This is a genomic window from Virgibacillus sp. DJP39 (assembly GCF_049310925.1).
Taxonomy (GTDB): domain Bacteria; phylum Bacillota; class Bacilli; order Bacillales; family Amphibacillaceae; genus Virgibacillus_F.
This window is the reverse complement of record NZ_JBMERP010000028.1, coordinates 1-24,875: the sequence shown is the minus strand read 5'-3', so window position 1 is coordinate 24,875 and position 24,875 is coordinate 1. Positions and strand designations below refer to the sequence as shown.

Annotated in this window: 23 protein-coding genes, 1 riboswitch and 2 other annotated features; of the genes, 12 read left to right on the top strand and 11 right to left on the bottom strand. The window is 38.3% G+C overall.

All coding sequences use genetic code 11. The features are described 5' to 3' along the window. Nucleotides 1-281: 281 nt before the first annotated feature. The 4 genes from ACOI1D_RS10945 (at nucleotide 282) to ACOI1D_RS10930 (ending at nucleotide 2,794) form a co-directional block, all read left to right on the top strand. On the top strand, nucleotides 282-515 hold the full coding sequence (locus tag ACOI1D_RS10945) for an Rdx family protein (RefSeq protein ID WP_422501325.1): 234 nt from the start codon (nucleotides 282-284) through the stop codon (nucleotides 513-515). A 53-nt stretch (nucleotides 516-568) separates the two neighbouring features. Continuing rightward, complete coding sequence (selA, locus tag ACOI1D_RS10940; protein ID WP_422501324.1) at nucleotides 569-1,981, top strand: L-seryl-tRNA(Sec) selenium transferase; 1,413 nt, start codon at nucleotides 569-571, stop codon at nucleotides 1,979-1,981. Nucleotides 1,982-2,041: 60 nt separating this feature from the next. Next, nucleotides 2,042-2,155 carry a peroxiredoxin family protein gene (locus ACOI1D_RS10935; protein WP_422501323.1) on the top strand — a complete coding sequence of 38 codons (114 nt, stop codon included), beginning with the start codon at nucleotides 2,042-2,044 and terminating at the stop codon, nucleotides 2,153-2,155. A 171-nt stretch (nucleotides 2,156-2,326) separates the two neighbouring features. Beyond that, nucleotides 2,327-2,794, top strand: coding sequence for a thioredoxin family protein (locus ACOI1D_RS10930; protein ID WP_422501322.1), 468 nt, complete (start codon nucleotides 2,327-2,329; stop codon nucleotides 2,792-2,794). 175 nt (nucleotides 2,795-2,969) lie between these two features. Here ACOI1D_RS10930 and ACOI1D_RS10925 read toward each other — a convergent pair whose 3' ends face one another. The 9 genes from ACOI1D_RS10925 to ACOI1D_RS10885 form a co-directional block, all read right to left on the bottom strand. Beyond that, nucleotides 2,970-3,254, bottom strand: a complete 285-nt coding sequence (locus ACOI1D_RS10925) for a hypothetical protein (RefSeq protein ID WP_422501321.1) — start codon at nucleotides 3,252-3,254, stop codon at nucleotides 2,970-2,972. Nucleotides 3,255-3,634: 380 nt separating this feature from the next. Beyond that, nucleotides 3,635-4,858, bottom strand: coding sequence for a dicarboxylate/amino acid:cation symporter (locus tag ACOI1D_RS10920; protein ID WP_422501346.1), 1,224 nt, complete (start codon nucleotides 4,856-4,858; stop codon nucleotides 3,635-3,637). A gap of 317 nt (nucleotides 4,859-5,175) precedes the next feature. Further along, nucleotides 5,176-6,225: an alanine racemase gene (locus tag ACOI1D_RS10915; protein ID WP_422501320.1), complete on the bottom strand. Its 1,050-nt coding sequence runs from the start codon at nucleotides 6,223-6,225 to the stop codon at nucleotides 5,176-5,178. Continuing rightward, the gene (locus ACOI1D_RS10910) at nucleotides 6,225-7,373 is read right to left on the bottom strand and encodes a M20 metallopeptidase family protein (protein WP_422501319.1); all 1,149 of its coding nucleotides are present in this window, start codon (nucleotides 7,371-7,373) and stop codon (nucleotides 6,225-6,227) included. Before ACOI1D_RS10910 ends, ACOI1D_RS10915 begins: the two co-directional genes overlap by 1 nt. Nucleotides 7,374-7,620: 247 nt before the next feature. After that, nucleotides 7,621-8,337 (bottom strand): 2,3,4,5-tetrahydropyridine-2,6-dicarboxylate N-acetyltransferase, encoded by a 717-nt coding sequence (dapD, locus tag ACOI1D_RS10905; RefSeq protein WP_422501318.1) that lies wholly within the window; start codon nucleotides 8,335-8,337, stop codon nucleotides 7,621-7,623. Between the two features lie 3 nt (nucleotides 8,338-8,340). Continuing rightward, nucleotides 8,341-9,072, bottom strand: coding sequence for a 4-hydroxy-tetrahydrodipicolinate reductase (gene dapB / locus ACOI1D_RS10900; protein ID WP_422501317.1), 732 nt, complete (start codon nucleotides 9,070-9,072; stop codon nucleotides 8,341-8,343). Nucleotides 9,073-9,074: 2 nt separating this feature from the next. After that, on the bottom strand, nucleotides 9,075-9,956 hold the full coding sequence (dapA, locus tag ACOI1D_RS10895; RefSeq protein WP_422501316.1) for a 4-hydroxy-tetrahydrodipicolinate synthase: 882 nt from the start codon (nucleotides 9,954-9,956) through the stop codon (nucleotides 9,075-9,077). Nucleotide 9,957: 1 nt separating this feature from the next. Then, nucleotides 9,958-10,938, bottom strand: a complete 981-nt coding sequence (locus tag ACOI1D_RS10890; protein WP_422501315.1) for an aspartate-semialdehyde dehydrogenase — start codon at nucleotides 10,936-10,938, stop codon at nucleotides 9,958-9,960. Between the two features lie 20 nt (nucleotides 10,939-10,958). Further along, nucleotides 10,959-12,161 (bottom strand): aspartate kinase, encoded by a 1,203-nt coding sequence (locus ACOI1D_RS10885; RefSeq protein WP_422501314.1) that lies wholly within the window; start codon nucleotides 12,159-12,161, stop codon nucleotides 10,959-10,961. Between the two features lie 116 nt (nucleotides 12,162-12,277). Then, nucleotides 12,278-12,454, bottom strand: a riboswitch (Lysine riboswitch). 555 nt (nucleotides 12,455-13,009) lie between these two features. On the opposite strand from ACOI1D_RS10885, the gene ACOI1D_RS10880 reads away from it, so the two are divergent. From ACOI1D_RS10880 to aroA, 6 genes are all read left to right on the top strand, one after another. Beyond that, nucleotides 13,010-14,182, top strand: coding sequence for an LL-diaminopimelate aminotransferase (locus tag ACOI1D_RS10880; RefSeq protein ID WP_422501313.1), 1,173 nt, complete (start codon nucleotides 13,010-13,012; stop codon nucleotides 14,180-14,182). Between the two features lie 104 nt (nucleotides 14,183-14,286). Beyond that, nucleotides 14,287-14,515, top strand: a binding site (T-box leader). 52 nt (nucleotides 14,516-14,567) lie between these two features. Further along, nucleotides 14,568-14,795 (top strand) — a binding site (T-box leader). A gap of 279 nt (nucleotides 14,796-15,074) precedes the next feature. Beyond that, entirely contained in the window at nucleotides 15,075-16,151 is a 1,077-nt protein-coding gene (locus ACOI1D_RS10875) for a bifunctional 3-deoxy-7-phosphoheptulonate synthase/chorismate mutase (protein ID WP_422501312.1), read from the top strand. 82 nt (nucleotides 16,152-16,233) lie between these two features. Continuing rightward, nucleotides 16,234-17,406: a chorismate synthase gene (aroC, locus tag ACOI1D_RS10870; protein ID WP_422501311.1), complete on the top strand. Its 1,173-nt coding sequence runs from the start codon at nucleotides 16,234-16,236 to the stop codon at nucleotides 17,404-17,406. An 18-nt stretch (nucleotides 17,407-17,424) separates the two neighbouring features. Beyond that, entirely contained in the window at nucleotides 17,425-18,504 is a 1,080-nt protein-coding gene (gene hisC / locus ACOI1D_RS10865; RefSeq protein WP_422501310.1) for a histidinol-phosphate transaminase, read from the top strand. Between the two features lie 38 nt (nucleotides 18,505-18,542). Next, on the top strand, nucleotides 18,543-19,643 hold the full coding sequence (locus ACOI1D_RS10860; RefSeq protein ID WP_422501309.1) for a prephenate dehydrogenase: 1,101 nt from the start codon (nucleotides 18,543-18,545) through the stop codon (nucleotides 19,641-19,643). 11 nt (nucleotides 19,644-19,654) lie between these two features. Beyond that, entirely contained in the window at nucleotides 19,655-20,944 is a 1,290-nt protein-coding gene (aroA, locus tag ACOI1D_RS10855) for a 3-phosphoshikimate 1-carboxyvinyltransferase (RefSeq protein ID WP_422501308.1), read from the top strand. Between the two features lie 160 nt (nucleotides 20,945-21,104). On the opposite strand, the gene ACOI1D_RS10850 is transcribed toward aroA, so the two are convergent. Both ACOI1D_RS10850 and ACOI1D_RS10845 read right to left on the bottom strand, forming a co-directional pair. Further along, nucleotides 21,105-21,344 carry a TM2 domain-containing protein gene (locus ACOI1D_RS10850; RefSeq protein WP_422501307.1) on the bottom strand — a complete coding sequence of 80 codons (240 nt, stop codon included), beginning with the start codon at nucleotides 21,342-21,344 and terminating at the stop codon, nucleotides 21,105-21,107. Between the two features lie 161 nt (nucleotides 21,345-21,505). Continuing rightward, the gene (locus tag ACOI1D_RS10845; RefSeq protein WP_422501306.1) at nucleotides 21,506-21,910 is read right to left on the bottom strand and encodes a GNAT family N-acetyltransferase; all 405 of its coding nucleotides are present in this window, start codon (nucleotides 21,908-21,910) and stop codon (nucleotides 21,506-21,508) included. Between the two features lie 467 nt (nucleotides 21,911-22,377). Here ACOI1D_RS10845 and ACOI1D_RS10840 point away from each other — a divergent pair, with 467 nt between their 5' ends. Both ACOI1D_RS10840 and speD read left to right on the top strand, forming a co-directional pair. Further along, the gene (locus ACOI1D_RS10840) at nucleotides 22,378-23,670 is read left to right on the top strand and encodes a SpoIID/LytB domain-containing protein (protein WP_422501305.1); all 1,293 of its coding nucleotides are present in this window, start codon (nucleotides 22,378-22,380) and stop codon (nucleotides 23,668-23,670) included. Between the two features lie 142 nt (nucleotides 23,671-23,812). Further along, the gene (gene speD / locus ACOI1D_RS10835; RefSeq protein ID WP_422501304.1) at nucleotides 23,813-24,625 is read left to right on the top strand and encodes an adenosylmethionine decarboxylase; all 813 of its coding nucleotides are present in this window, start codon (nucleotides 23,813-23,815) and stop codon (nucleotides 24,623-24,625) included. Nucleotides 24,626-24,875: the final 250 nt, after the last annotated feature.

Sequence of the window (24,875 nt, the reverse complement as noted above, 5' to 3'; positions counted from 1 at the left end):
GGAATTCATGCGAATTTTTCTTTCGACAATAAGACATTCTTAAAGTGAAGGCAGAATACGAAGACTCCTACGGGAACAGCGCGAGTCTGAAAACCCCGGAAGAAGCATTCTTTGCTTCTGAGGAGACTGAGTCCGTGCACGTGGAAAGTGAAGTATTCTGCCGGAACGGCGTCGTCAAAAGAATTTTCACTACGTCGCAATTTTAATCAACTGCGAATGGTAAAAAGCAACAATACTTTTTAAACGTGCTTATTAAGTGGAAATTGAGGGAGGGATTAATTATGGACTATGAGATTACCATTGAATTTTGTATGCAGTGAAACTATGCTCCTAAAGCCGCAAGTTTTGCGGAACAATTGTTTAATCATTTTCGCTCCAATATTACTTCTCTAGATCTGGTTCCCAGTTCAGGAGGGGCGTTTGAAATCACAGTAAATGGGGAAAAGATATATTCAAAACTTAAAACCAGAAACTATCCTGCCGTTGATCAAATCATCAAGCGAATGGAGGGGTAATACCTCGATATCTGCAGTGGTTAACGCATGTGTTTAATGATGGAGGACTATAGATGAAAGAGTATTTGCGAAAGCTTCCACCAGTTCATGAATTGCAGAAGGAAAAACGCTTTGAAGAAATTCAAGCATCATTCACATTAACGAATGATCAGTTAACGAAATTCATCCAAAAAGAGGTTAGTGAATTACGTGAAAAGCTGATAAGTGGGTGCTTAACAAATCTGCATCCAGATCAGGGTTTTTCTGAGATGATTTTTGGGAATGTTAATAAGAAGGTTAGTGAATGGAAAAAGGATCGTCTGACACGTGTTATTAATGGAACAGGTACCGTTCTTCATACAAATCTTGGGCGTTCTCGTTTAAGTGAAGAGGCAGTTACCCACGTCATAAGCGTGGCACAGAACTATTCTAACCTGGAGTATCAGGTTCAGGCAGGTAAGCGTGGATCGCGTCATGACATTATCGAAGACTTGTTAAAAGAAGCCACTGGTGCAGAAGCAGCAATGGTTGTGAATAATAATGCTGCAGCCGTGTTTCTCATATTAAGTGCGTTAACTAAGGATAAAGAGGTCATCGTGTCTCGTGGTCAATTAGTGGAAATAGGTGGATCTTTTCGAGTTTCCTCTATTATGGAAGAAAGTGGTGCACATTTAGTAGAAGTGGGGACGACTAATAAAACACATCTGTATGATTATGAAAATGCTATTCGTGAAGAGACAGCCATGATTATGAAGGTTCATACAAGTAATTTCAAGACGATTGGCTTTACAGAAACAGTTGAAACAGATGCTCTGGTCAAACTAAAACAAGAGCATCAGGACATCGTATTTTACGAAGACTTAGGAAGCGGTGCTCTTTATGATTTTAAAAAACTTGGCATTGGTGATGAGCCGGTTGTCAAAGAGGTAATTGACTCAGGGATTGATCTCGTCTCTTTCAGTGGCGATAAGCTGTTAGGTGGCCCACAGGCAGGAATTATTGTCGGCAAAAAGGACATCATCAACAAATTAAAAAAGCATCAACTGGCTAGAGTATTAAGAGTTGATAAACTGACATTCGCAGCACTGGAGCAAACACTAAAAGCGTATTTGACAGGTGAAAATGCTAGTTTGAAACTACCAACTGTAAGGGATGTTACAAAGTCACTTGAGGATATCAAACAACAGACTGAGGAATTTACTGCAAAAATAAAATCACAAGCAGATACCTATCAGGTTGAGATTGAAAGAAGTACGTCGCAAATAGGTGGTGGGACGATGCCAGGCGTTGAGCTTCAGACGTATGTCGCTACTATTGTGCATGATAGTCTTTCCGCACAGGAACTTGCATCTAGACTCAGGGCATGTACACCTGTTATTGTGACCCGAATTCAAAATAACCGTGTATCTGTAGATTTTCGCACCGTTACCAACGGCGAAATGGAAGCAGTGGTTAATGGTTTTCTGGAAATTGAAGGATGTAAGTAGGGATTTTTCTAGCTACTATAGAATAAGTCTAATAGGTAAATAAGTATAGGAGGAATGTATATGTTATTCCAAGAAATACAGGATCTTCAGCTTGAAGATGTGAATGGAAGAAAAGTTTCAATAAGCGATTATCGTGGAAAAAATACGCTAATCTTTATGTGGGCTTCCTGGTGACGATGCCGTGAACAACTGCCAGGTTGGCAGAAAGTATACGAACAAAACAAGGACAATAAATTTGAAATTCTTTCAGTTGCTGTTGATGGACAGGGAGCAGAAGTTGTCAAACCTCATATAAAAGGCACAACTTTTACGACTGTGGTCGATGTAAATAATACATTGGTCAATATGTTTCGCTTTAAGGTTGTTCCAAATGGTATCTTTATCGATGAAAATGGAACAATCCGTATGATTAAAGAAGGATTTAAGGTAGATAATCCTGAGCATGTTAAAGCTGTTGAGCAGCTAATCAGCAAAGAAGTGGAAAAGGTTGAATTTGAGGATGAAAACAAGAGAAATGACCAATCAGATTTACAGCTCCAATTAGCACAAACAAAGTTTAAACTGGGTATGGAATATACAAAACAAAACAGAAACGATGAAGCATTAAAAGAACTGGATGACGCAATTTTACTGGATCCGGATAACTTTACGATACGTAAACAACGATGGTATATTCGTTTCCCAGAGAAATTTGGAACAGAGATTGATTTTGATTGGCAAAAGGGACAATTAAAAAATGAAAAAGAGGAAGAAGAAAAGCGTCGAAATCAAGGGCTAGTATGTGGACCAGATGGTTGTTTTATTTCGAATTAAAGGTCAGAAAATAGTAATTGTCTTGCACGAGCGCTCAGCATTTTATCTGGGCGCTTTTCACATCTGTTTTTTTAAGCAGGTAAGAAAGTATAAATCCTTTCTTACTGCATAATTGTAACTAAGGCTTTCGCCACTAAGGCTTTCGCCATTAAGGCTTGGAGATAAGCCAAGTTTTCTAAGACAACTCAATAATTGATACTATAATCGTAACAGACAGAAGAACAACTCCAAGCCCTATCCACCAGTATTTTTTAGATTTTGGATCTTTTCTTAACAGGAAGTAGTTAAACGCAAGGAAAAAAACAGCACCTGTGAGCAAACTGATTAATGTTTCCAGTGATATAAGAAGAAATTGCTCTCCCCAGCTAAGAAGAACCCACAAATATAAGTAAGCATAATAAGTTATAATTCCAATGAGTATATTTCCTATATAAAAAAATATCTTTTTTTTATTTTTCAATTGGAAAATCCTTTCTCTTTTAAAGGTTATTTCGTAAGTTTAGTCTTCGCAGTTGATACAAACTGCGACATAGTGAAAACTTTTTCGACGCCGTTCTGGCAGAATGCTTCGCTTTCCACGGGCACGGCCTCAGTCTCCTCAGAAGCAAAGAACGCTTCTTCCGGGGTCTTCGGACTCGTGCTGTTCTAAGCAGGAGTCTACGTATTCTGCCTATTTAGATGAGTGCTTTTTAGTTTCAAATGTCTGATAAACTGATTTTAACATATATGAAATTTGAAAAATAATTTTACTATTGTTTTGTAGAAAAAAAGTACAAATCCAGATTCGATTTGTACTTTTTTTAGTAATATAGAAAGTATGGTAATTGTTACTTTTTACAGTCACCCTGTTGCTTTGTTTGCATTTGTACCAGAGTCTTGTTTTGTTTCAGATCTGTCTATAACGACAGCTCCTGTTGCGTCACCAGTAACATTCGTGGCTGTTCGGAACATGTCCATGAAACGATCAACCCCGGCAATTAATGCAATTGCTTCAAGTGGTAAGTTTAATGTAGTTAATACTAACATTAACATAACCAAACCCGCGCCAGGTACGCCAGCAGTTCCAATTGAACCGAGAGTTGCAATTAATACAACTAACAGCAATTGTGAGAAGGATAATTCAACACCATATGCCTGTGCCGTAAAAAGAGTTGCAACACCTAGGTATAATGACGTTCCATCCATATTAATTGTTGCTCCTAATGGCAATACAAAACTGGAGATCCTTTTAGATACACCTAAATTATCTTCAGCACTCTGTATAGTCACAGGTAATGTTCCGGAACTACTTTGCGTACTGAAAGCTACAAGGGTAGCTGGTGCAATTCCTTTGAAAAACTTCAAAGGACTCATTTTTCCTAGTGTTTTGACAGCAATTGAATAGGTGAAAACTGCATGCACGATACAAGCAATTGCTACAACCGTGACAAGTTTTATTAAAGGGAGTAAAACGGATAGACCGTATTCCCCAATAATTGGTGCTAATAAGCCAAAAATTCCAATAGGGATAAGTTTCATAATAACCCATGTAATCTTGTACATAATTTCTGCAAGTCCGTCAAAGAAACGATAGACTGGGTCAGCCTTCTCGCCAACCATTGTAATTCCTACACCAAGGAAAAGCGCAAAAAAGATGATTTGCAGAATATTTCCACTTGATAGGCTCTCAATTGGGTTGGTCGGGATAATGTTTAATAATATATCGACTATACCACCTGTATCTTTTGCTTCAGGTGCTTCACCAGCTGAAGAGATGTCAACTCCAGTTCCAGGAGAAAACAACGAACCGGCAAGTAAGCCAATACTCACTGCAATTAGCGTTGTCACTAAATAATATACTATTGTTTTTCCGCCAATTCTTCCAAGTGTTTTCATACTTCCAGTACTAGCAACACCCACAACGAGTGAAGATAAAATCAATGGAACAATAATGAATTGTATAAGACGTAAAAATAGTGTTCCTAACGGTTCAACAACTGAGATACTGGATCCAAATACAATTCCTGCAATAATAGCCGCAACAAAAGCAATTAAAATTTGCGGGAGTAAACCTATCTTTTTGATTTGAGCCACTTATGACTACCTCCTTAGAAAGTACGTAGTTGATTTCAAATACCACGCTTTATAACTAGTGTTCAGAAAAATAGTAATATTATTAATGTTACTACCTAATTAACTCTTCTGAAAACAGGATAAATAAAAGTATAGTTTATATCGTTATCAATGTAAAAGGATATAGATTGATTATTTCATTTGCTGATAATGAAAGGGGTAAATATCAATAAAGAGCCCTTTAACTGAAAGGTTGATGAGAGCTGCATCATATACAGTAGCTCAGTGTAATAAAGCAAAATATGAAAATGTAAAAGAATTGACCAAGGTCATTCAATGATTTCCTTTATCAACGAATTATGATTCAGTGCACTCATCTGTTCGGAATTAGCGCCGACCCCAAGATGCGTATAATTATCAACTCGCAAACTATCATTATATAGATATACAGTGTCACCAGCTTTGACGTTATGGTCAACAGTGATTAGCATGTGACTCATCATTAACGCGCCAATCGGATAACGTTTTCCATTAATCATAACGTCGTGTTTGGCACGTGCTCTAAGTACACCGTCTCCATAGCCGATATCACAAATAGCAATTCGACAATCGTTTTCTGCTTTGAATGCACTGGAGTAACCTGAGCTTTCACCTTTTTTGAGATCCAATAACTGGATAACGTTTGTACTTACCGTAATAACAGAAGGTACTGATTCAGGATGAAGTTCATTGTATGGCCTTGAGCCATATAACAGGATACCAAGGCGCGCATGCGTGTGGTAAGGCAAGGATCCGTCTCGCATGTATGATGCACTGTTCTGAGCATGGATGAACTGAAACTCATATTCAGTTGCACGAATTTTTTCAAGAGTCTTCAGCCAATTTTGTTTTTCAACCCCATATTCTGGTGAATCAATTTCATCTGCATATGCGAAGTGTGTCCAAATTCCAGTAACACGTAACAAACCCTCCTCAAGCACTTTTATCATATCTTCTGCGTGTTCAAATCCGGATCGTCTCAATAGGTTTTTGTATTCCAAATGTAATTCTATTTCATGAAGGTCATTTTTATATTTTTCATAGAAAGACAGGGAAGGCAGCGTCATCGCGATGTTGTATTCCCTAAGCGTTCCAAAGTTTGTGGAAGGATTTAATAAAAAGATATAAATTTCCTTACTCATCTTTCGTAAACGCACGGCTTCATTTAAGGAAGTAGTAGCAAAGGAACGAATACCAGCCTCATAGAAGGTTTCAAAAGCTAAATCGAGACCAATATTGTATGCATTGTTTTTTACAACTACGAGCACATCGGTAGCGTTATTGATCCTCTGCGCTTGCTCATACAGGCGTTTTCGATTTATCTGCAGCTTTGCTGTCATTAGACTTCACCAAACTTTTCAAGGATGTTCTCGAAATACCGAACTCCATTAATTAGATTTTTCTCATCGAAATTAAACGATGACGTATGGAGACCACTTGTGTAGCCTAAGGTTTCGTTCTGCACACCTAAAAAGGCGAAATGAGTTGGTGCAACTTTACTGTAAAACGAAAAGTCTTCACCAAACAAATAGGGTTTTGCATTTATTATAAGCTCAAGTCCTGATTGTACGGCACTAGCAGATACTAGAGGGAGAAGGACTTCATCGTTTACAACAGGGGGGTAGCCTTCAGCAAATTCAACACGTGTCTCTGTTGTGAACAGCAAATCACTGCTTTTTACGATAGTTGCAATTTTCTCTTTAACTATAGCTAGGTCATCCATATCGTATGTTCGGATGGTTCCTTCTAAGTAACCTGAAGAAGCAACTGTATTGATTGCCTCACCAGCATGGATTTTTCCGATATGAACAATGTTCTGATTTAATCCACTCAAATGAAAGTTCTGTAGCTGCTGAATGTGGGTAACTGTATTGTTTAACGAACCTATAGCACTTGCACCAGTTTCTTTATTGGCAACATGTGCAGACTTTCCGTCAACATAGATGCGATATTCGGTTGCACTTGCAGTCAGCGGTCCGGTTTTTGTTAAAAGAGTGCCTTCAGGATTACCAGGCATGAGATGCAACCCGAAAATAGCATCGGGGTTGTAGTTGGAAAAAGGGAACGCTTTGATCAGATGGTTAGCACCACCCATGGATTCTTCGGACGGTTGAAAGATCAAGAGTACATTATGTTTTAGTGTATTAGTTTCCTGCATCTGTTTGCATCTTTCAGCAAAAGACAGAAGCATTGCAGTATGGCCGTCATGACCACATGCATGCATAACATCTTTGTGCTGTGATTTGAATGAAATAGTAGTTGTTTCATTAATCGGAAGTCCGTCAATATCAGCTCGAAAGCCTATCGTATTGTTTGAATTCCCTTCAAGGTAGACGACTGTTGCAGTGTCCATAGGCATGAGGTAGGGAATAGCAAGCTGATCCAATGTTTCCCTGATATATGCAGTTGTTTTAAACTCTTGAAAACCGAGTTCAGGTATTTGATGTAGATATCTTCTATGCTTTGTTAATGTTTGTTGTAATTCCATTTTTTTCACTCCAATAACTGATGCTTGAAAAATAAACTATGGGTTAAATGGTAATAATCGCGCACAGGTAGGTGAAAATCGAGCGCTACAGACCTGGAATCGAGCATCAATTTAAAAAATCGCGCACCACCAGTTTGGTGCGCGATTTCCAAGTCTTGATGCGCGAAATTCTAGATCAGTGCGCGTTTTTCGTACTCTAGTGCGCGAAAACAATCTCTCTATAAGCAGATTTTGTACTAAACAAAATTTACTGGTTTAATTTTCTTAACGCTTGAACAATTTCAGTTTTACCACCTTTTACTTCACTTGCCTGTTTGATGACACGTGCAGGAACACCTGCAACAACTACACCTGCTGCGACGTCTTCAGTAACAATGCTTCCAGCCGCAACAACGGCGCCTTTTCCGACAGTTACGCCTTCAAGGATTACTGCATTAGCACCAATTAGTACATCGTCTTCTACGACTACGGGGCTTGCGCTTGGTGGCTCGATTACGCCTGCTAACACTGCGCCAGCTCCAACGTGAACATTTTTGCCCGTTGTTGCACGACCTCCAAGTACAGCGTTCATATCAATCATCGTGCCTTCACCAACAATTGCTCCGATATTGATAACAGCACCCATCATGATAACCGCGTTTTTGTTAATTACTGCATGTTCACGGATGAACGCTCCTGGCTCGATTCGTGCATTAACTTCTGTTGCATCGAGTAGTGGAATGGCACTGTTTCGACGGTCTTGTTCGATAGCAAGATCAACTAATTTATCCTGATTTTCTGCGTAAAAAGGTTTCCAGTCTTTCAAATCTGTAAAAATAGTATAAGAGCCATCCGTTCCAAACACCTTAAAACTTTCAGGGAAATCATTTTTATCAAGGCTAGTGTTTACGTATACCTTTAGTGGTGTTTTTTTGTCTGAGTTACTGATGTACTGAATAATTTCTTCTGCTGTAAATTCCTTCATTTTCTATTCATCTCCTAAGTTTGAGTAAGTATAGTAACCGCTTTTTTTATCAATTAGTTTTTCTGCAACATCTATAGCCCCGTTTGCAAAAATGTCTTTTGATTGTGCCTTGTGCTGAATCGTAATTGTTTCATCATGGCCAGCGTAAAGTGCTTCATGTTCACCAACTATTGTCCCGCCACGGATTGAATGAATGCCAATTTCACTTTGCTTACGTTTTGAATCATATGTATAACGGTCATACATTGGTTCAGCGTCTCCTCGAATTTCTTTAATTGCATCGTACAATTTAACGAGTGTACCACTAGGAGCATCCACCTTTTTGTTGTGATGCTTTTCGGTCAGTTCAATATCATATGATTCAAGAAGGGGGGTGGCATATTCCACTATTTTTTTCAGAATATGCACACCGTAACTCATATTTGCACTATAAAAAACAGGCAAATAGTCCGCTTTTTCTTTTAACATACTGACGAGTGTTTCCTTTTCCCCTGTGGTTGCAATCACAAGGGGAATGGTTACATCGGATCTTAGTAGTTCTTTTGTAAGGTCCGGATGAGAAAAGTCAATCAGAATATCGGCTACAGGGAGCCGATTGAAATCTGTATAAATTGGATAAGGTACATCGTCCTTTTTAGATTTCAATACGACACCAGTTATCTCGTGTCCGCGCTCCTCAGCACGTACTGCAACACGTTTGTTCATAGCTCCATAACCAAAGAGAAGGATCTTCAAATTTATTCACTCTCCTTTAGTGCGTCGAATTCCTGCGTTAGTTTATGCTGTTCGTTTTCATCCAGTGGTACTAGTGGCAAACGGAGTTCATAATTACCAAAACCAAGGTGAGCTGTAAGAGCTTTAATCGGAATTGGATTAACGTCGTTTCCAAGCAAAGTTACAAGCGGATATAAACGGTAATGAATTGCTCTTGCTTCATCAAGGTTATCTAAAGACCGTTCATACATCGTTTGATATTCATTTGGAAGTGCGTTTGCCGCTACCGAAATCAGGCCTTCACCGCCGAGACCGAAACTAGCTAAAGCCGTATCGTCGTTTCCGCTATAGATTGCAAATGACGCGTCTGTCAGTAATCTGACTTGTGAAAAATAATTAAAGTCACTTGTCGCATCTTTTAGGCCGACGATATTTTTATGAGTGCTTAGTGTTTGAACGGTTTCTGGTGCGATTGTCATCCCTGTCCGAGCCGGAACATTATACAGGATTGCTGGCATATCCACAGCATCAACAATTGTTGTGAAATGCTGAATTAAACCTCGTTGACTCGTTTTGTTGTAATAAGGTGTAATTAGCATTAAACCATCTACACCAATAGCCTTTGCATCTTTTGAAGCGATAATAGAGGCTTCAGTTGAGTTTGATCCTGTTCCTGCAATGACTGGTACTTTTCCTGCAGCTGTTTCAACAGCAATTTCAAGCAGACTATTTTTTTCTTCTAAAGAAAGTGTAGAACCTTCTCCAGTTGTACCATTAATCACAAGACATTGGACGTTATTTTTCAAAAGAAATTCAAGGTGCTTTTTAAAACTATCAAAATCCACTTTGTTGTTGAGAAAAGGTGTTGTTACTGCTACACCAATCCCGGTGAATATGTGTCCCATATTATCCCTCTTCCATAAGTTGTTGTAAAATCTGTACAGCGTTTAAGGCCGCTCCTTTTAACAAATTATCACTTGTAACCCACACGTGATAGGTGTTTTCGAAGCTGTCATCCTTGCGAATTCGTCCGACAAATATCTCTTCCTTATCAGTTGAAGTTACCTGCATTGGATATACATTGTTTTGCGGATCATCCTGTAGGACGACATGCTCATTATCATCAAATAAACTTTTCAATTCTGTAACGGTAGGGGAGCTGTTCAATGTGACATTTATCGCTACAGCATGACTATTTTCAACTGGTACGCGAACACAAGTGGCAGTGACCTTTAAATCAGGTAAGTCCAGAATCTTCCTGGTTTCTTCAATCATTTTTACTTCTTCTTTTGTGTAACCATCATCGCCAAACACATCGATGTGTGGGATGGCATTGTTGTAAATCGGATGAGGATAGTTGACCGGTTCCTCGTCTTGTTCACCACGTTTTAAATCTTCTACACCATTGACCCCTGATCCTGATACAGCCTGATAGGTGGTGTAGCTAACGCGGGCAATGCCGTATGCATCATCCAGGACTTTTAACGGAACGACAGACTGGATCGTTGAGCAGTTTGGATTAGCGATTATTTTTCTGTTTAGCTTTGGTCGATTTACTTCCGGTACAACAAGATCAATAGTTGGATCCATTCTGAAAGCACTAGAGTTATCAATAACGATTGCACCATTTTTTTCAAAAAGAGGTGAGAACTTTAAGCTAGTACCGCCTCCTGCTGACATAAGTACATAATCAAATCCGCCATCTGTTTTTTCCTCTGTAAGTTCTTCGACCGTATATGTTGCGCCCTTGAAAGTTAATTCAGAGCCTGCCGAACGTTTGGATGAAAAGAAAACAAGCTCATCTATAGGAATTTGTTTTGTCTCCAATAAATCGACCATTTTACGTCCTACAAGCCCTGTTGCGCCAACTACTGCTATTTTTACCATATAAAAAACCCCCAATATATTTATAATTCGAAGCGTTCGCACAAAAGATGTGCTGCTTTTTTACCGTTATGCGCATCCACTACATAGGATATGCTGATTTCTGATGTTGTTACCTGGTGAAACGGAATATCCGCTTTAATGAAAGTTCGAAATACGTTAGAAGCAACTCCAGTCATATCACGCATCCCTGAACCAATCACAGAAACCTTAACAAACTGGTTTTCAATTTTGAAGTATAAGTCCGGATAATTTTCTTTTAGACGAAGGAAGATTTTTTGTAACTGGTGTTCTTCTGTATCCTTCATTGTGAAAGAAAGTTGAAGACCTTCGTTATTGGTGATTTGTGAAATCATATCAACATTTATTTCTTCCTGCTCCAGATTAAGAAACGCTTGGTCCAATAGACCTGTATCATAGTTCGGATAATTAAGTGTTACGTGAATCATATCTTTGTCGAGCGCGACACCTGTTACTGCCTTTTTCTCTAGCATTTCTGTTTTTGCCATTACCCAAGTTCCCTTCACATCTGATAGTGTCTTTCCTAAATAGATTGGAATGTTGTAGTTCATTGCGATTTCAACGCTTCTGGTAACGAGAACCCCTGATCCAAGAGCACTCATTTCCATCATTTCTTCATAGGATACCTCATCGAGCATTTTCGCCTCCGGATAAATTCTTGGATCTGTACTGTAGACACCTGTAACATCTGTATAAATTTCGCATGGGCACTCATGTGCAGCCGCAAGTGCAACAGCTGTTGTATCTGATCCTCCTCGACCTAGAGTTGTAATCTCATTGTCGGTATTAAATCCCTGAAAACCTGCAACAATTAGCACGTTGTAGGTTTCAAACAATTGGTCAAATAGTGTGCTGTTAATTTTGGAAATCTTACTTTTTAAATGGTGACCAACAGTTTCAATACCAGCCTGGTACCCTGTCAACGGCTTTGATTTAACACCAATGTCATTTAAAATAATGGATAAATAAGAGATAGTTTGTTGTTCGCCTGTCGTTAAAAGCAGTGCTAAATCCTGGTCATTTGGCGAGGTGGTGATTGAGTTAACTGACGCCATAAGATCATCTGTTGTTTTGCCCATTGCACTCACTACAATGATTAATTGCTCACCTTGCTCAACACGGCCTTTCAGGTAATTAGCAATATCTTTTATTTTCTCAAGGCTACTAACACTGGTTCCACCAAATTTAAGTACACTTCTGTTCATAAGCTGCCCTTCTTTCCACTTGTAATCATTATCTACTAGTACTGATGGTGAAATCCCTGAAATTGTATAAAAAAAACAAGCCGGCATATTCCGACTTGTTTACATTTTTTCTATATACAAGTGGAAGCACTCCATTATCCGAGAATAATGACAGACTGCATACTCTTAATATACAATCCAACTATGCTCTGTCTGTAAACAGAACACCGTTTCGGCAAATTCCCCTTTCACTTATTACAATTTACAGTTTTCCCGTAATAAGTTACTGATGTCTTTGCGCCTCATCCAATACTATTTAATTATGTAACAAAGTTTTAATTGATTATACGAAAGTTTTGTAGAATTGTAAACCAAAAGTTACTAACTTTTAAAAAAAACATAGAAACGAGTAAGGTGATCGTACATTGGATAATGGAAAATAGTACATTAATAGTATGAAGAATTCCTTGACGAACCATTCGTTCACTTAGTATGATTACGTTCATAATCAAGATAGATAATAAAGTTATATGCAGTTGTAAAAGATTGTTGTTTTAGATACAAAATCTATAGACTGCGACGTAACGCTAGATTGATTTCCGCTGCGGACCGTTGCTTTCCGCGGGCACGGCTTCAGCCTCCTCGAGAAAACCACTCTCCGGGGTCTTCAGACTCGTGCTGTTCCCGCAGGAGTCAACGGTCCTCCGCTCCAATCAATCAGACTAGATAAATGTTCATCATTGTTTAACACTATACTCAGCGAGTGTATTTCCGTAGCGGTGAGTTACGTCGCAGTTTTATATCAACTGCGAAGATTAAAAAGCAATAAAACTAAGAGTCTAAAAAATGATTACAGGGTGGTTTAATAAATGAAAACGAAGTCAAACAGGCTGGCAAATATACCTCCTTATAAATTTGCAGAAGTACAAAAAATGAAACAAAAGGCACTAAAAGCAGGTATAGATGTTATTGATTTAGGTGTTGGCGATCCTGATCTACCGACACCAAAGCATATTGTAAAGAAGCTTGAAGAAGAAATTCAGAATCCCGCTAATTTAAAATATCCTAGTTTCATAGGAAGCCCTGAATTCCGTGAAGCTGTTACTACTTTTTACAGGAAATCATACGGAGTAGAACTTGACCCTGACACAGAGGTTCTTGCCCTAATTGGTTCCAAAGAAGGAATAGGGCATTTGTTGCCATCTGTAATTGACCCGGGGGATTATGTATTAGGTCCAGATCCCGGCTATCCGGTTTATCGAATGGCTACTCTTTTAGCAGATGGAAAGTATTACGATATGTCTTTAGAGGCATCGAACGATTTTAAACCAAAGTTTGATGAAATTCCGAATGATGTATTAGAAAAAGCAAAGGTGATGTTCTTGAATTATCCCAGCAACCCGACTGGTGCATCAGTAGATATTGATTTTTACGAAGAGGCCGTTGGGTTTGCTAAGAAACATGATCTACTAATTGTAAGTGATTCAGCTTACAATATGGTTACGTATAATGATTATACAGCTCCAAGTATATTGCAGGTTAATGGCTCTAAAGAGCACGCTGTTGAGTTTGGTTCACTATCAAAGTCCTACAGTATGACTGGTTGGCGTGTAGGGTACGTAGTCGGCAATAAAGAAGTAATTAAATCTTTGTCTATATACAAAAGTAATGTCGATACGGGGGTATTTACTCCAATTCAAAAGGCTGCAGCACACGCATTGACAAGCGATCAAAGCAGTGTGAATGAATACAATCAGATTTATAAAAAGCGTATGAATACTATGGTTGAAGCACTTCGCTCAATCGGAATAGATGCAAACCCAACGAATGCAGGTTTCTTTATATGGGCACCGGTACCCGGGGGATATACGTCAGAAGAATTTGTAGCTACTGTTCTGGAACAAACGGGAGTAATATTTACCCCAGGTAATATTTTCGGACCCGGAGGAGAAGGGTATTTTCGAGTGTCCTTAGCCATACCAAATGAAAGAATTCACGTAGCAGTAGAGCGAATCCGTGAAAAGCTAGAATTCGGTAAGTGACAGGTACCAAAAAAATATTTAAAAATGTGTTGACAGACTATTCTAAGTTGGCATATAATGTGAAACTATAACATTTAAACATTTTAGAAAGTTAATTTATATATTTTACGGCAACGAAAGGATCATAGTAGTGTTTTATCTCCCTGTGTTAGAGAGCTGATGGCGGTGTGAATCAGTCATAGATAAACATGAATTACAGTCCTCGAGCTTCTTTTTCTTCGTAAAGTAGAAACTTTACATAGAAGGAGACGGTCATTTGATCGTTAACAAATCTAAGTGGTGAAGTATTTAATTCACAACTAGGGTGGTACCGCGAATCCAATCGTCCCTACTGATTAATCAATCAGTGGGGACTTTTTTAATTCTTAGATAAAAACTAAATATATCATAAGCAACGAAAGGATCAAAGTAGTGTCTAATCTCCCTGTGCAGAGAGCTGATGGTGGTGTGAATCAGTCATAGATTAGCATGAATTACAGTCCTGGAGCTTCTTTCTTGAAAAAGGGAAACCTTAACGTAAAGAAAGACGGTCATTGATCGTTAACAGCTTTTAAGAGGTGAACAGCATTTTGTTCACAATAAGGGTGGTACCGCGATGAGAATCGTCCCTGTCGTTTATATAAGCGACAGGGGCGATTTTTTAGCACTAAAGAAAGTATAAAAACTTTCTTTCTGCATAAGTGCAACTAAGACTTTCGCAATAAGGTTTGGCGATAAACCAATTTTTCTAAAACCATTTTAGGAGGGGATGCCTTTTCTGTTAGGCGTAAAGAAAGTAAAATGCTTAAGGGATTTACATCGGCAGATGCTGATTTTTTCTATAAATTTATATAGATTGATGCAAGGAAATTATTGAACAAACAAAACTAAAAATATCAGGAGGAATAAACAAATGAGTGTAAATGAATTAACAGAATTACGTAACCAAATCGATGAGGTAAATCTAGATATTTTAACATTGTTAAATAAACGGGCCAAAATTGTTCAGGAAATTGGGGAACATAAAGAAAAACAAGGAGTGGTAAGATTTGATCCAGTTCGTGAACGGCAGGCACTTGATTTAATTATCGAAAATCACGAAGGACCTTTTGAAACATCAACTATCCAGCATATCTTTAAAGAAATCTTTAAAGCGAGTTTAGAGCTTCAAAAGGACGATCATAGGAAAGCATTATTAGTGTCCAGAAAGGCACGTCATGAAAATACAATCGTTGATATAAATGGTACAAAGATTGGAAATGGAGAGCAGAATTTCATCATGGGACCATGTGCAGTTGAAAGTTACGAGCAAGTAAAAGCTGTAGCTTTAGCAATGAAAGAACAAGGTCTGACGCTAATGCGTGGTGGGGCATTCAAACCGCGTACTTCACCATACGATTTTCAGGGTCTTGGAATAGAGGGTTTGCAAATATTAAGGAAAGTTGCAGATGAGGTAGGGATGTCTGTTGTCAGTGAAATTTTGGCCCCTCATGATGTTGAGAAAGCATTGGAATACGTTGATGTAATTCAAATCGGTGCTCGTAACATGCAGAACTTTGAACTATTAAAAACAGTGGGTAGAGTGAAAAAACCAGTACTGTTAAAACGAGGATTAGCTGCTACAATTGATGAGTTTATAAATGCTGCTGAATATATCATTTCACAAGGGAACGATCAAATTATTCTTTGTGAACGTGGTATTCGCACATATGAAAAAGCTACACGAAACACGTTGGACATTTCGGCAGTACCGATTCTAAAAAAAGAAACACATTTACCTGTTGTTGTAGATGTAACACATTCAACAGGTAGAAAAGATTTACTTTACCCAACTGCAAAAGCTGCTTTAGCAATTGGAGCAGATGCAATTATGGCAGAAGTTCATCCGGACCCGGCTGTCGCATTATCTGACTCAGCGCAGCAAATGAATATTCCAGAATTCAATACGTTCATGGACGATTTAAAGATATTTAAAAATAAGCTAGCGTAAAACACCACTATTCGATGGTACTGTATTTTACGTCAAACCTGCTGCACAACAGGGATTATAAAAGACAAAGGAGGAAGTACAAATGAGATTTTTAACAGCAGGTGAATCACATGGACCACAACTAACAACTATTGTTGAAGGGTTACCCGCTGGAATGCCACTAACATCTGATGACATCAATCAAGAGTTAGCCAGCCGGCAAAAAGGTTATGGGCGTGGAAAGCGAATGCAAATTGAAAAGGATCAAGCGACAATTGCTGGTGGAGTTCGTCATGGCTACACGCTAGGTTCTCCGCTTGCATTAGTCGTAGAGAATAATGACTGGAAGCATTGGACAAAAATAATGGGTATCGAACCAATAGAAGAGTCAGAGGCTGATGAAATCAAACGGAAAGTTACCCGTCCCAGGCCAGGTCACGCTGATTTAGTTGGTGGTATCAAGTATGGACACAGAGACATGCGGAATGTGTTAGAACGTTCTTCTGCACGAGAAACAACAGTCCGGGTTGCCGCAGGAGCTGTAGCAAAAAAAATGCTTGATCTTCTCGGAATTAAAATAACAGCACATGTTGTAGAAATTGGAGGGGTCCAAGCAAATCCAGCTGATTACAATAATATAGAAGAATTAAAAAATAGGACGGAACAATCTCCTGTTCGATGCTTTGATGAAAAAGCAGAAGTGAAAATGATGGAAGCGATAGATGAAGCAAAGAAAAATGGTGATTCTATTGGTGGAGTTGTTGAAGTCGTTGTAGAAGGTATGCCACCGGGAGTTGGCAGCTATGTACATTACGATCGTAAACTAGACGCAAAGCTAGCCGCAGCGATGGTAAGTATTAATGCATTTAAGGGTGTGGAATTTGGTTTAGGCTTTGAAATGGCTAGAAAGCCAGGGAGTCAGGTACATGATGAAATTATTTGGGACGATGAAAATGGATATGTTCGAAAAACCAACCGATTAGGCGGTTTTGAAGGTGGCATGTCAACAGGAATGCCTATTATTGTAAAAGGTGTTATGAAACCTATTCCTACATTATACAAACCACTTCAAAGTGTTGATATTGATACAAAAGAACCTTTCACCGCAAGTATAGAGCGATCAGATAGCTGTGCAGTCCCTGCTGCAAGTGTCGTTGCTGAGGCAGTAATAGCTTGGGAACTAGCTTCATCCATTACCGACCAATTTTCTAGTGATCGTTTCGATGTACTCAAACAGCTAGTCGATGAGCATCGCATATATGCAAGAACGTTTTAATCTAGAGGAGGAACTGTAATGAAATGGAAAGAGCAAATTCTTAACCTACGAGCCTACCAGCCCGGAAAGTCGATTGACGAAGTAAAGAAGCAATACCAACTTGACTCGATTATAAAACTAGCGTCAAATGAAAATCCATATGGCCATTCACCAAATGTAGATCACGTTTTAAATGAGTTTGATTCATCATATATGCTTTATCCAGATGGAAATGCTTCTAGCATAAGGGAAGCAACTGCCTTGGCATTAGACGTAGATGAAAAACAACTAATTTTCACAAACGGTACTGATGAACTTGTCCAAGTAATTTCACGAGCAATGCTCGAACAAGGGAAAAATACTGTAATGGCAACTCCAACCTTTCCACAATACAAGCATGCTGCGATTATTGAAGGAGCAGAAGTAAGAGAGGTAGGATTAGCGGACGGGAACCATGATTTGAACAAAATGCTTTCTGAAATTGATAAAGATACAGCGATAGTTTGGGTTTGCAGTCCCAATAATCCAACAGGAAGTTACATTCCGAAAGATGAACTCATCCATTTCTTAGAGAGAGTTCCAAGTGATGTGTTAGTTGTTCTCGATGAGGCTTATTTTGAATATGTTACTGACCCTTTTGACTCTCTACCACTCATCGAAAAATTTTCTAACTTAGTCATTATGAGAACTTTTTCAAAAATATATGGTCTTGCCAGCTTTAGAATTGGATACGGAATTTCTACCTTGAAAAATATTCAGGCCCTTGAACCCATCCGTCTTCCATTTAACACAAATGTACTTGGGCAACTGGCTGCAACTGCTGCTATATCAGATCAGGACTTTGTTAATCAGTGCAGCAAAAAGAATTCTGATGAGCTTGAGAAATATTATTCATTTTGTGAAGAAAATAACCTTCATTATTTCCCATCAGAGGGAAATTTTATATTAATTGACTTTCAACGTGATGGAGATGAAGTTGCTGAGTTTCTATTATCAAAAGGTCTAATCGTTCGTTCAGGAAAATCGTTAGGATTTCCAACTTCGGCACGCATTACAATTGGCCTGGAAAAACAAAACGAACAAGTTAGAAGTGTTTTAAACGAATTTATTTTAAGCTAAAAATAGTTTAGCGACTGACACCTACAGGAGGATTAGGCATGAATGGAAATGTTTTTATTGTAGGACTGGGATTAATTGGAGGCTCTTTGGCACTAGCGATCAAAAATCAACATCCACAAGCAACTATTTGTGGGTATGATGTTAAACAAAGTGAGATGGAAAAGGCAAAAGCACTCCATATAATAGATGAAAAGATTGCCTCTTTTCAACATGGGGCAGAATCAGCCGATTTAATTATTCTATCAACACCAGTATTACAAATGGAAAAGTTAATGAAGCAGTTATCAGGTTTTAATCTAAAAGACAAAGTAATTATTACCGACACTGGTAGTACTAAAAGAGGGATAATGGAACTTGCTGATGAACTGTGGCAGGGTAACACTTTCATCGGTGGACACCCGATGGCAGGATCACATAAAGCTGGAGTGGAAAGCGCTAAGGCACATTTATTCGAAAATGCTTATTACGTACTAACTCCCCATCCTACTACTTCTTCAAATAGAATAGAAGAATTAAAACATTGGCTGGATGGCGCCAATTCACATTTTCTTGTTCTTGAAACAGAAGAACATGATTACGTCACTGGCGTAATCAGCCATTTTCCACATATTATGGCAGCTGGTTTAGTTAACCAAGCAAGAAAATATGCCGACAATAATCCTCTAATTAGTTTGTTGGCTGCTGGAGGGTTTCGGGACATTACCAGAATTGCTTCGGGCAGTCCAATTATGTGGAAGGACATTGTAAAACAAAATCGACTTAATTTATTAGAACTGCTGGATAACTGGGTAGAAGAAATGCAGGACTTCAAGCGGGTTTTAGCAAAAGAAGACGACCAGGCGATTACTAATTTTTTTGAAAGTGCAAAAGCGTTCCGGGATTCTTTACCTGTTAATTCTAAAGGTGCAATTCCTTCCTATTATGATTTGTATGTAGATGTAATGGATGTTCCAGGAGCAATTGCTGGCATTACTACTTTATTAGCGGAACATGGAATTAGCCTAACAAATCTCCATATTATTGAAAATAGAGAAGGTTTACTAGGTGTACTACGAATAAGTTTCCAAAAGGATAAGGATCGTACAAATGCCCAGCATCTACTTAAACATAATGATTATAAAACGTATGAGGCAGCTTAAGGAGGAAGGACATGGCTATACAAAAGTTACGGGAAAGTGGTAATGGACTGACAGGCACGATTGCAGTTCCCGGTGATAAATCTATTTCCCACAGGGCTATCATGTTTGGATCGCTTGCGACAGGTAAAACGGTCGTAAAAGGTTTCCTGCCCGGAGAAGATTGTTTAAGTACAATTGCTTGCTTCAGGCAAATGGGAGTAGCTATTCATCAAGAAGGAGACTACGTAGAAATTCAAGGGAACGGGACAAAATTCTTAAAAGAACCGGATGCAGTACTTGATGTAGGAAACTCAGGAACTACTATTCGACTTTTGTCAGGGATACTCGCAGGACTAGAATTTTATGCTTGTATACAGGGTGATGCATCAATTGCAAAGCGTCCAATGAACCGGATAGTTGATCCTCTACGCTTAATGGGAGCTAAGGTTGAAGGTCGTCAGGGTGGAATGTATACACCTCTTACAATTCAAGGTGGAAACTTACATTCTATTAATTACGAATTGCCAGTCGCCAGTGCACAGATAAAATCTGCTGTGTTGTTAGCTGGATTGCATGCGGAAGGGACGACAACTGTAATTGAACCAGAGCAAACCAGAGATCACACAGAAAGGATGTTAAAAGCATTCGGTGTTAGTGTGCAGCACATTGAGAAAAACATTTCAATTGAAGGGAAGCAAAGTTTAACTGCGACAACAATAGATGTTCCTGGAGACATCTCTTCTGCAGCGTTCTTTTTAGTAGCTGGGTCGATTATACCTTCGAGCCGAATTACCATACAACACGTTGGAATGAATCCAACCAGAACCGGGATTATTGATGTACTATACAGGATGGGCGCCCAATTGACTATTACAAATGAAAGTGAAGAAACTATGGAGCCATCAGCAGACATCCAAGTAAAATCCACATCCCTAAAAGGGGTTGAAGTGGGTGGAGATATAATTCCTAAACTGATTGATGAAATTCCAATTATTGCGCTGGCAGCGACACAAGCAGAAGGTACAACAGTTATTAAGGATGCTGCAGAACTGAAGGTAAAAGAAACAAATCGAATTGATATAGTCGCGAAAGAATTGAATAAGATGGGTGCCCGAATTGAAACGACAGAAGATGGGTTGATTGTACACGGTAAAACCATGCTGACAGGTGCCAAGGTAAACAGCCATGGTGACCATCGAATTGGTATGATGCTGGCTGTTGCAAGCACCATTGCTGAAGGTGAGACAGTAATTGAAAACAGCGAGGCTATTAACGTTTCATTTCCTGATTTTTTTGGGACTTTAAATGATTTACAGAAATAAACAGAAATATTTTAAGATTACAGGAAAAATTTACCTTATAATGGTAAACAAATGGGACTGTTCCAAAGAGCCGAAAAGCTGCTGGAACAGTCCCATTTTTACACTTAAGAAATATAAGAGCAATATTTGTTATTTGCTAAGATAAGGTGGCGGCGATTTTTTATCTTGGATTTCTACACATACTCGGAATTAGAAAGATATCTAGAATTAGCCAAATCCAAAGAATAATAAGTAGACCCCAACCGACTAGTAGCCAAGTAGTAGCCCAACCAACAAGACCAAGTAAAATTTGTCCAATTCCTGATCCGATTCGCCCTGTATAAAAGCGATGAATACCTAGTTGTCCTAAAAAGAACCACAATATGTAGGCGAGTAAAACATTTCTATTTGCCACAGCCATAGTAAAACAACCTCCTCTTAATGCGCGATAATTTGAGATTCAGATAATTTCCAAATATTCACTATTTATAAGGTAATTATGCTGTTTTTTGAAATCATAGTCAAGGTCAAGGATAAATTTAATCGTAGGTGCTGGTTATTAATACATATTTTGTGACAGAGCTAGAGAAATTTGTGCATACCTGGAGCGTTTACTGGCCTTTCCTCAAAACCAAATTTCTTATAAAAATCAGCTTTTCCTTCTGCGCAAGTTAGCTGAACCCACTTAATTCCACTCGCCTTACATTTTTCTGTGAGCAAACGCAATATTTCACTACCGATATTCTGTTTTTGATAATCTGGATGCACAATCAAATCTCCAATGAGTGTTTGGTATATTCCATCAGATATTATCCGACCGAAGCCCACTAGCTTTTCCTTATGGTAGACGGATATTAAATACCAACTATTATTGATGGCTTTAAACAAATCGTCGCTTGAGTATGTTCCTGTGTTCCATCCAGTTGTTTCATATAATTGATAAAACTCATCTTTATCAGGTATGGAATTACCATAATTAATTTCCAATAACTCTCCTCCTAAAAGCAAATTTAAAATTACTCGTTTTAAATTATGACACCTGAAAGAACATAAAGCTACAACACTAAATCAGGTCTAGAAAAAGCCCTTGAAAACTTGACTAAAAAGAACTCATTTCAGTTGTGGAAATCTGGGATTAATTATAATAGGAAGAAACACGAAACAAGGTCAATTTCAGAGAAACAATTCCTATTTTAGAAATTCATAGTGAAATTAGAAGTTCGCTTCAAAAAAACATTTCTGTATAGAAGGCCAAAGCTTTTCGCCATTAGGGATTGGAGATAAGTCAGGTTTTTTACTCTAATTCCCCGGACGTTCATCAAAAACATACAAAGAATTCTTAGACAGGGTTATTGAATCAGTTGTGGGCACGCGAATTAGGGTTAAGACAATTAGGTTAGAGAGTTAATCATTTGTATTGAATAATTACACATAATCTTTGGGATTATAGGTATATGAGATATCTATTATTGTTTTTAACTATAGTACTATTATTTATGCATCCAGATTCATCTGCAGCAGAGGAAATGGTAACAGTAAAATTAGTCAATAAGGTTGGGGAAACATCACAGCTTAATTTTGAACTAAAGGGGGGATACTTCTCGTTCGACTCAACTTTAAATCTACAGGAAGGAGTCAGATATACGTTAACAGTCCTTAATGATAATTCCCTACTATTAAAAGGAGCAGGCAATGAGCATAAGGTAGGTGGATCACTTGTTCTTATACCTGAAAAATATGATAAAAAGCATCAAATATATATAAATGAAACCCCATATCTAGGAGCAGTGGAGTTTTCAATCGAAAATAAAAAATTCATACGTCCAATAAATCAATTGCCACTAGAAGATTATTTAAAAGGTGTTGTGCCACTTGAAGTATATCCGTCCTGGGGAATAGAAACATTAAAAGCACAGACTCTGGCCGCACGCACATACGCAATGTCGCATGTGTCAAAGACAATGGACGATACAACCCAATTCCAGGTATATGGCGGGTACGCATGGTCTAAAGACACAACGAGAGCGGTTAATGAAACGGCTGGTGAGGTAATAACCTATAAAGACCAGCTTATTAATGCTTTTTATTCAGCAAGCAATGGAGGAGTTACCGAAAATAACACACATGTCTGGGGTGAAAAGCCCATGTCATACTTACCAATAAAAGAAGACCCATATGATCCAGTACATCCATGGGTGTTTACGTTACACCAAACACAAATAAAACTTAAAGATATTAATTGGGATAACCCGGATTGGTGGGGAGAGACAGAGGAAAAGGACGAACCAACCACATCATCAATGAAGAGGTGGTTGCAGAAGAAGGGTTATACGGGGGATATTAAAATTCTCTCCATTCCACATTTTGAGTTATCAAATCAGACACTGAAATCGGGGCGGCGTGTGAAAGGATCCATAACAATCGAATTTCTGCAACGTTTAGTAGAAGGGACAGTATTATTTCAACAACTTGAACTAAAGGATGTCAGATTAGACAATGTAAGGCCGTTGATTGGGGGTTTACTATTTAAAAGTTATTTCATTGACTCACTTAAGGAAAGTGATGGGGTATATACAATGAAGGGAAAAGGATTTGGACATGGAGTGGGAATGAGTCAGTGGGGAGCTCATTACATGGGGTTAAAAGGAAAAACCTATAAACAAATTATCCAATTTTATTATCCAAAAACTTCAATTATGGAATTAACGGATTATAAGTCAGCCTCACTTAGCAAAAAAGCACGGTAGGCGAGTGCTTTTTTTGTTGCTTATGAAACTTGAGATTGATACGCTATTAATAACTGATCAGCACTGCTTATGTCGAAAACTTTATCAGAATCACTGAAACAAACAACGGACAAGCTACTTTAATAATATCTGGTAAGGAGCAATGACGATGACTACTCATGAACAGCGGATTGAATTACATGATTTTAATAATCTCACCAAAACGTTAAGCTTCAATATGTATGATATTTGCTATACAGAAACTACAGAAGAACGGAAGTCATATATAGAATATATAGATGAACAATACAATGCTGAGCGACTGACAGAAATATTAAACTCAGTCACAGAATTAATTGGGGCTCATGTATTAAATATTGCTAAACAAGACTTTGAGCCACAAGGTTCCAGTGTGACACTTTTAGTTTCAGAAGGTCCAGTAGTAGAAGTGCCAGTAGATTCTTTTAAAGAAACACCCGGACCATTGCCTAGTTCAGTGGTCACACAACTAGATAAAAGTCACATAACTGTGCATACATACCCTGAATATCATCCATATGAAGGGATAAGCACATTTAGAGCAGATATTGATGTATCGACATGTGGTGAAATTTCTCCGCTAAAGGCACTGAGGTTTTTAATACATTCCTTTGACACGGATATTATGACAATGGATTATCGAGTTAGAGGTTTTACTAGGGATAAAAGAGGGAAAAAGTTATTTATTGATCATGAAATCAACTCTATTCAAAACTACATTCCTGAAGAAGTTAAAAGCAACTATGAAATGATTGATGTGAACGTCTATCAGGAAAATATCTTCCATACGAAGTGTAAGCTGCGTAACTTTGATTTAGATAACTATCTGTTTGGTTATACAAAAGACAAGTTAACTGATGAGAAGCAAAAAGATATTACGAAGCGGTTGGAAGAAGAAATGGATGAGATATTTTATGGTAAAAACATCAATGATTAGTATAAAGAATCTTTAGTGTTATTGATGTATCAGCTATCCAGGTTAATTAAGTGCAAATAACATAAAAAAAGGTTGACTTGGTTCTGTAAACGTTGTATGATTATTCCTGTCGCAAAAAAGACTGTGCTGATTGCGCGTCAAGTAGCGAAGGATCATAATCACAACAATTTTGGTTCTATCAAAAGTGAAAATTAATTATTGACATTAGGTAGAACGAATGGTATAGTTAATAGGTTGTCGCAAAAAAAGA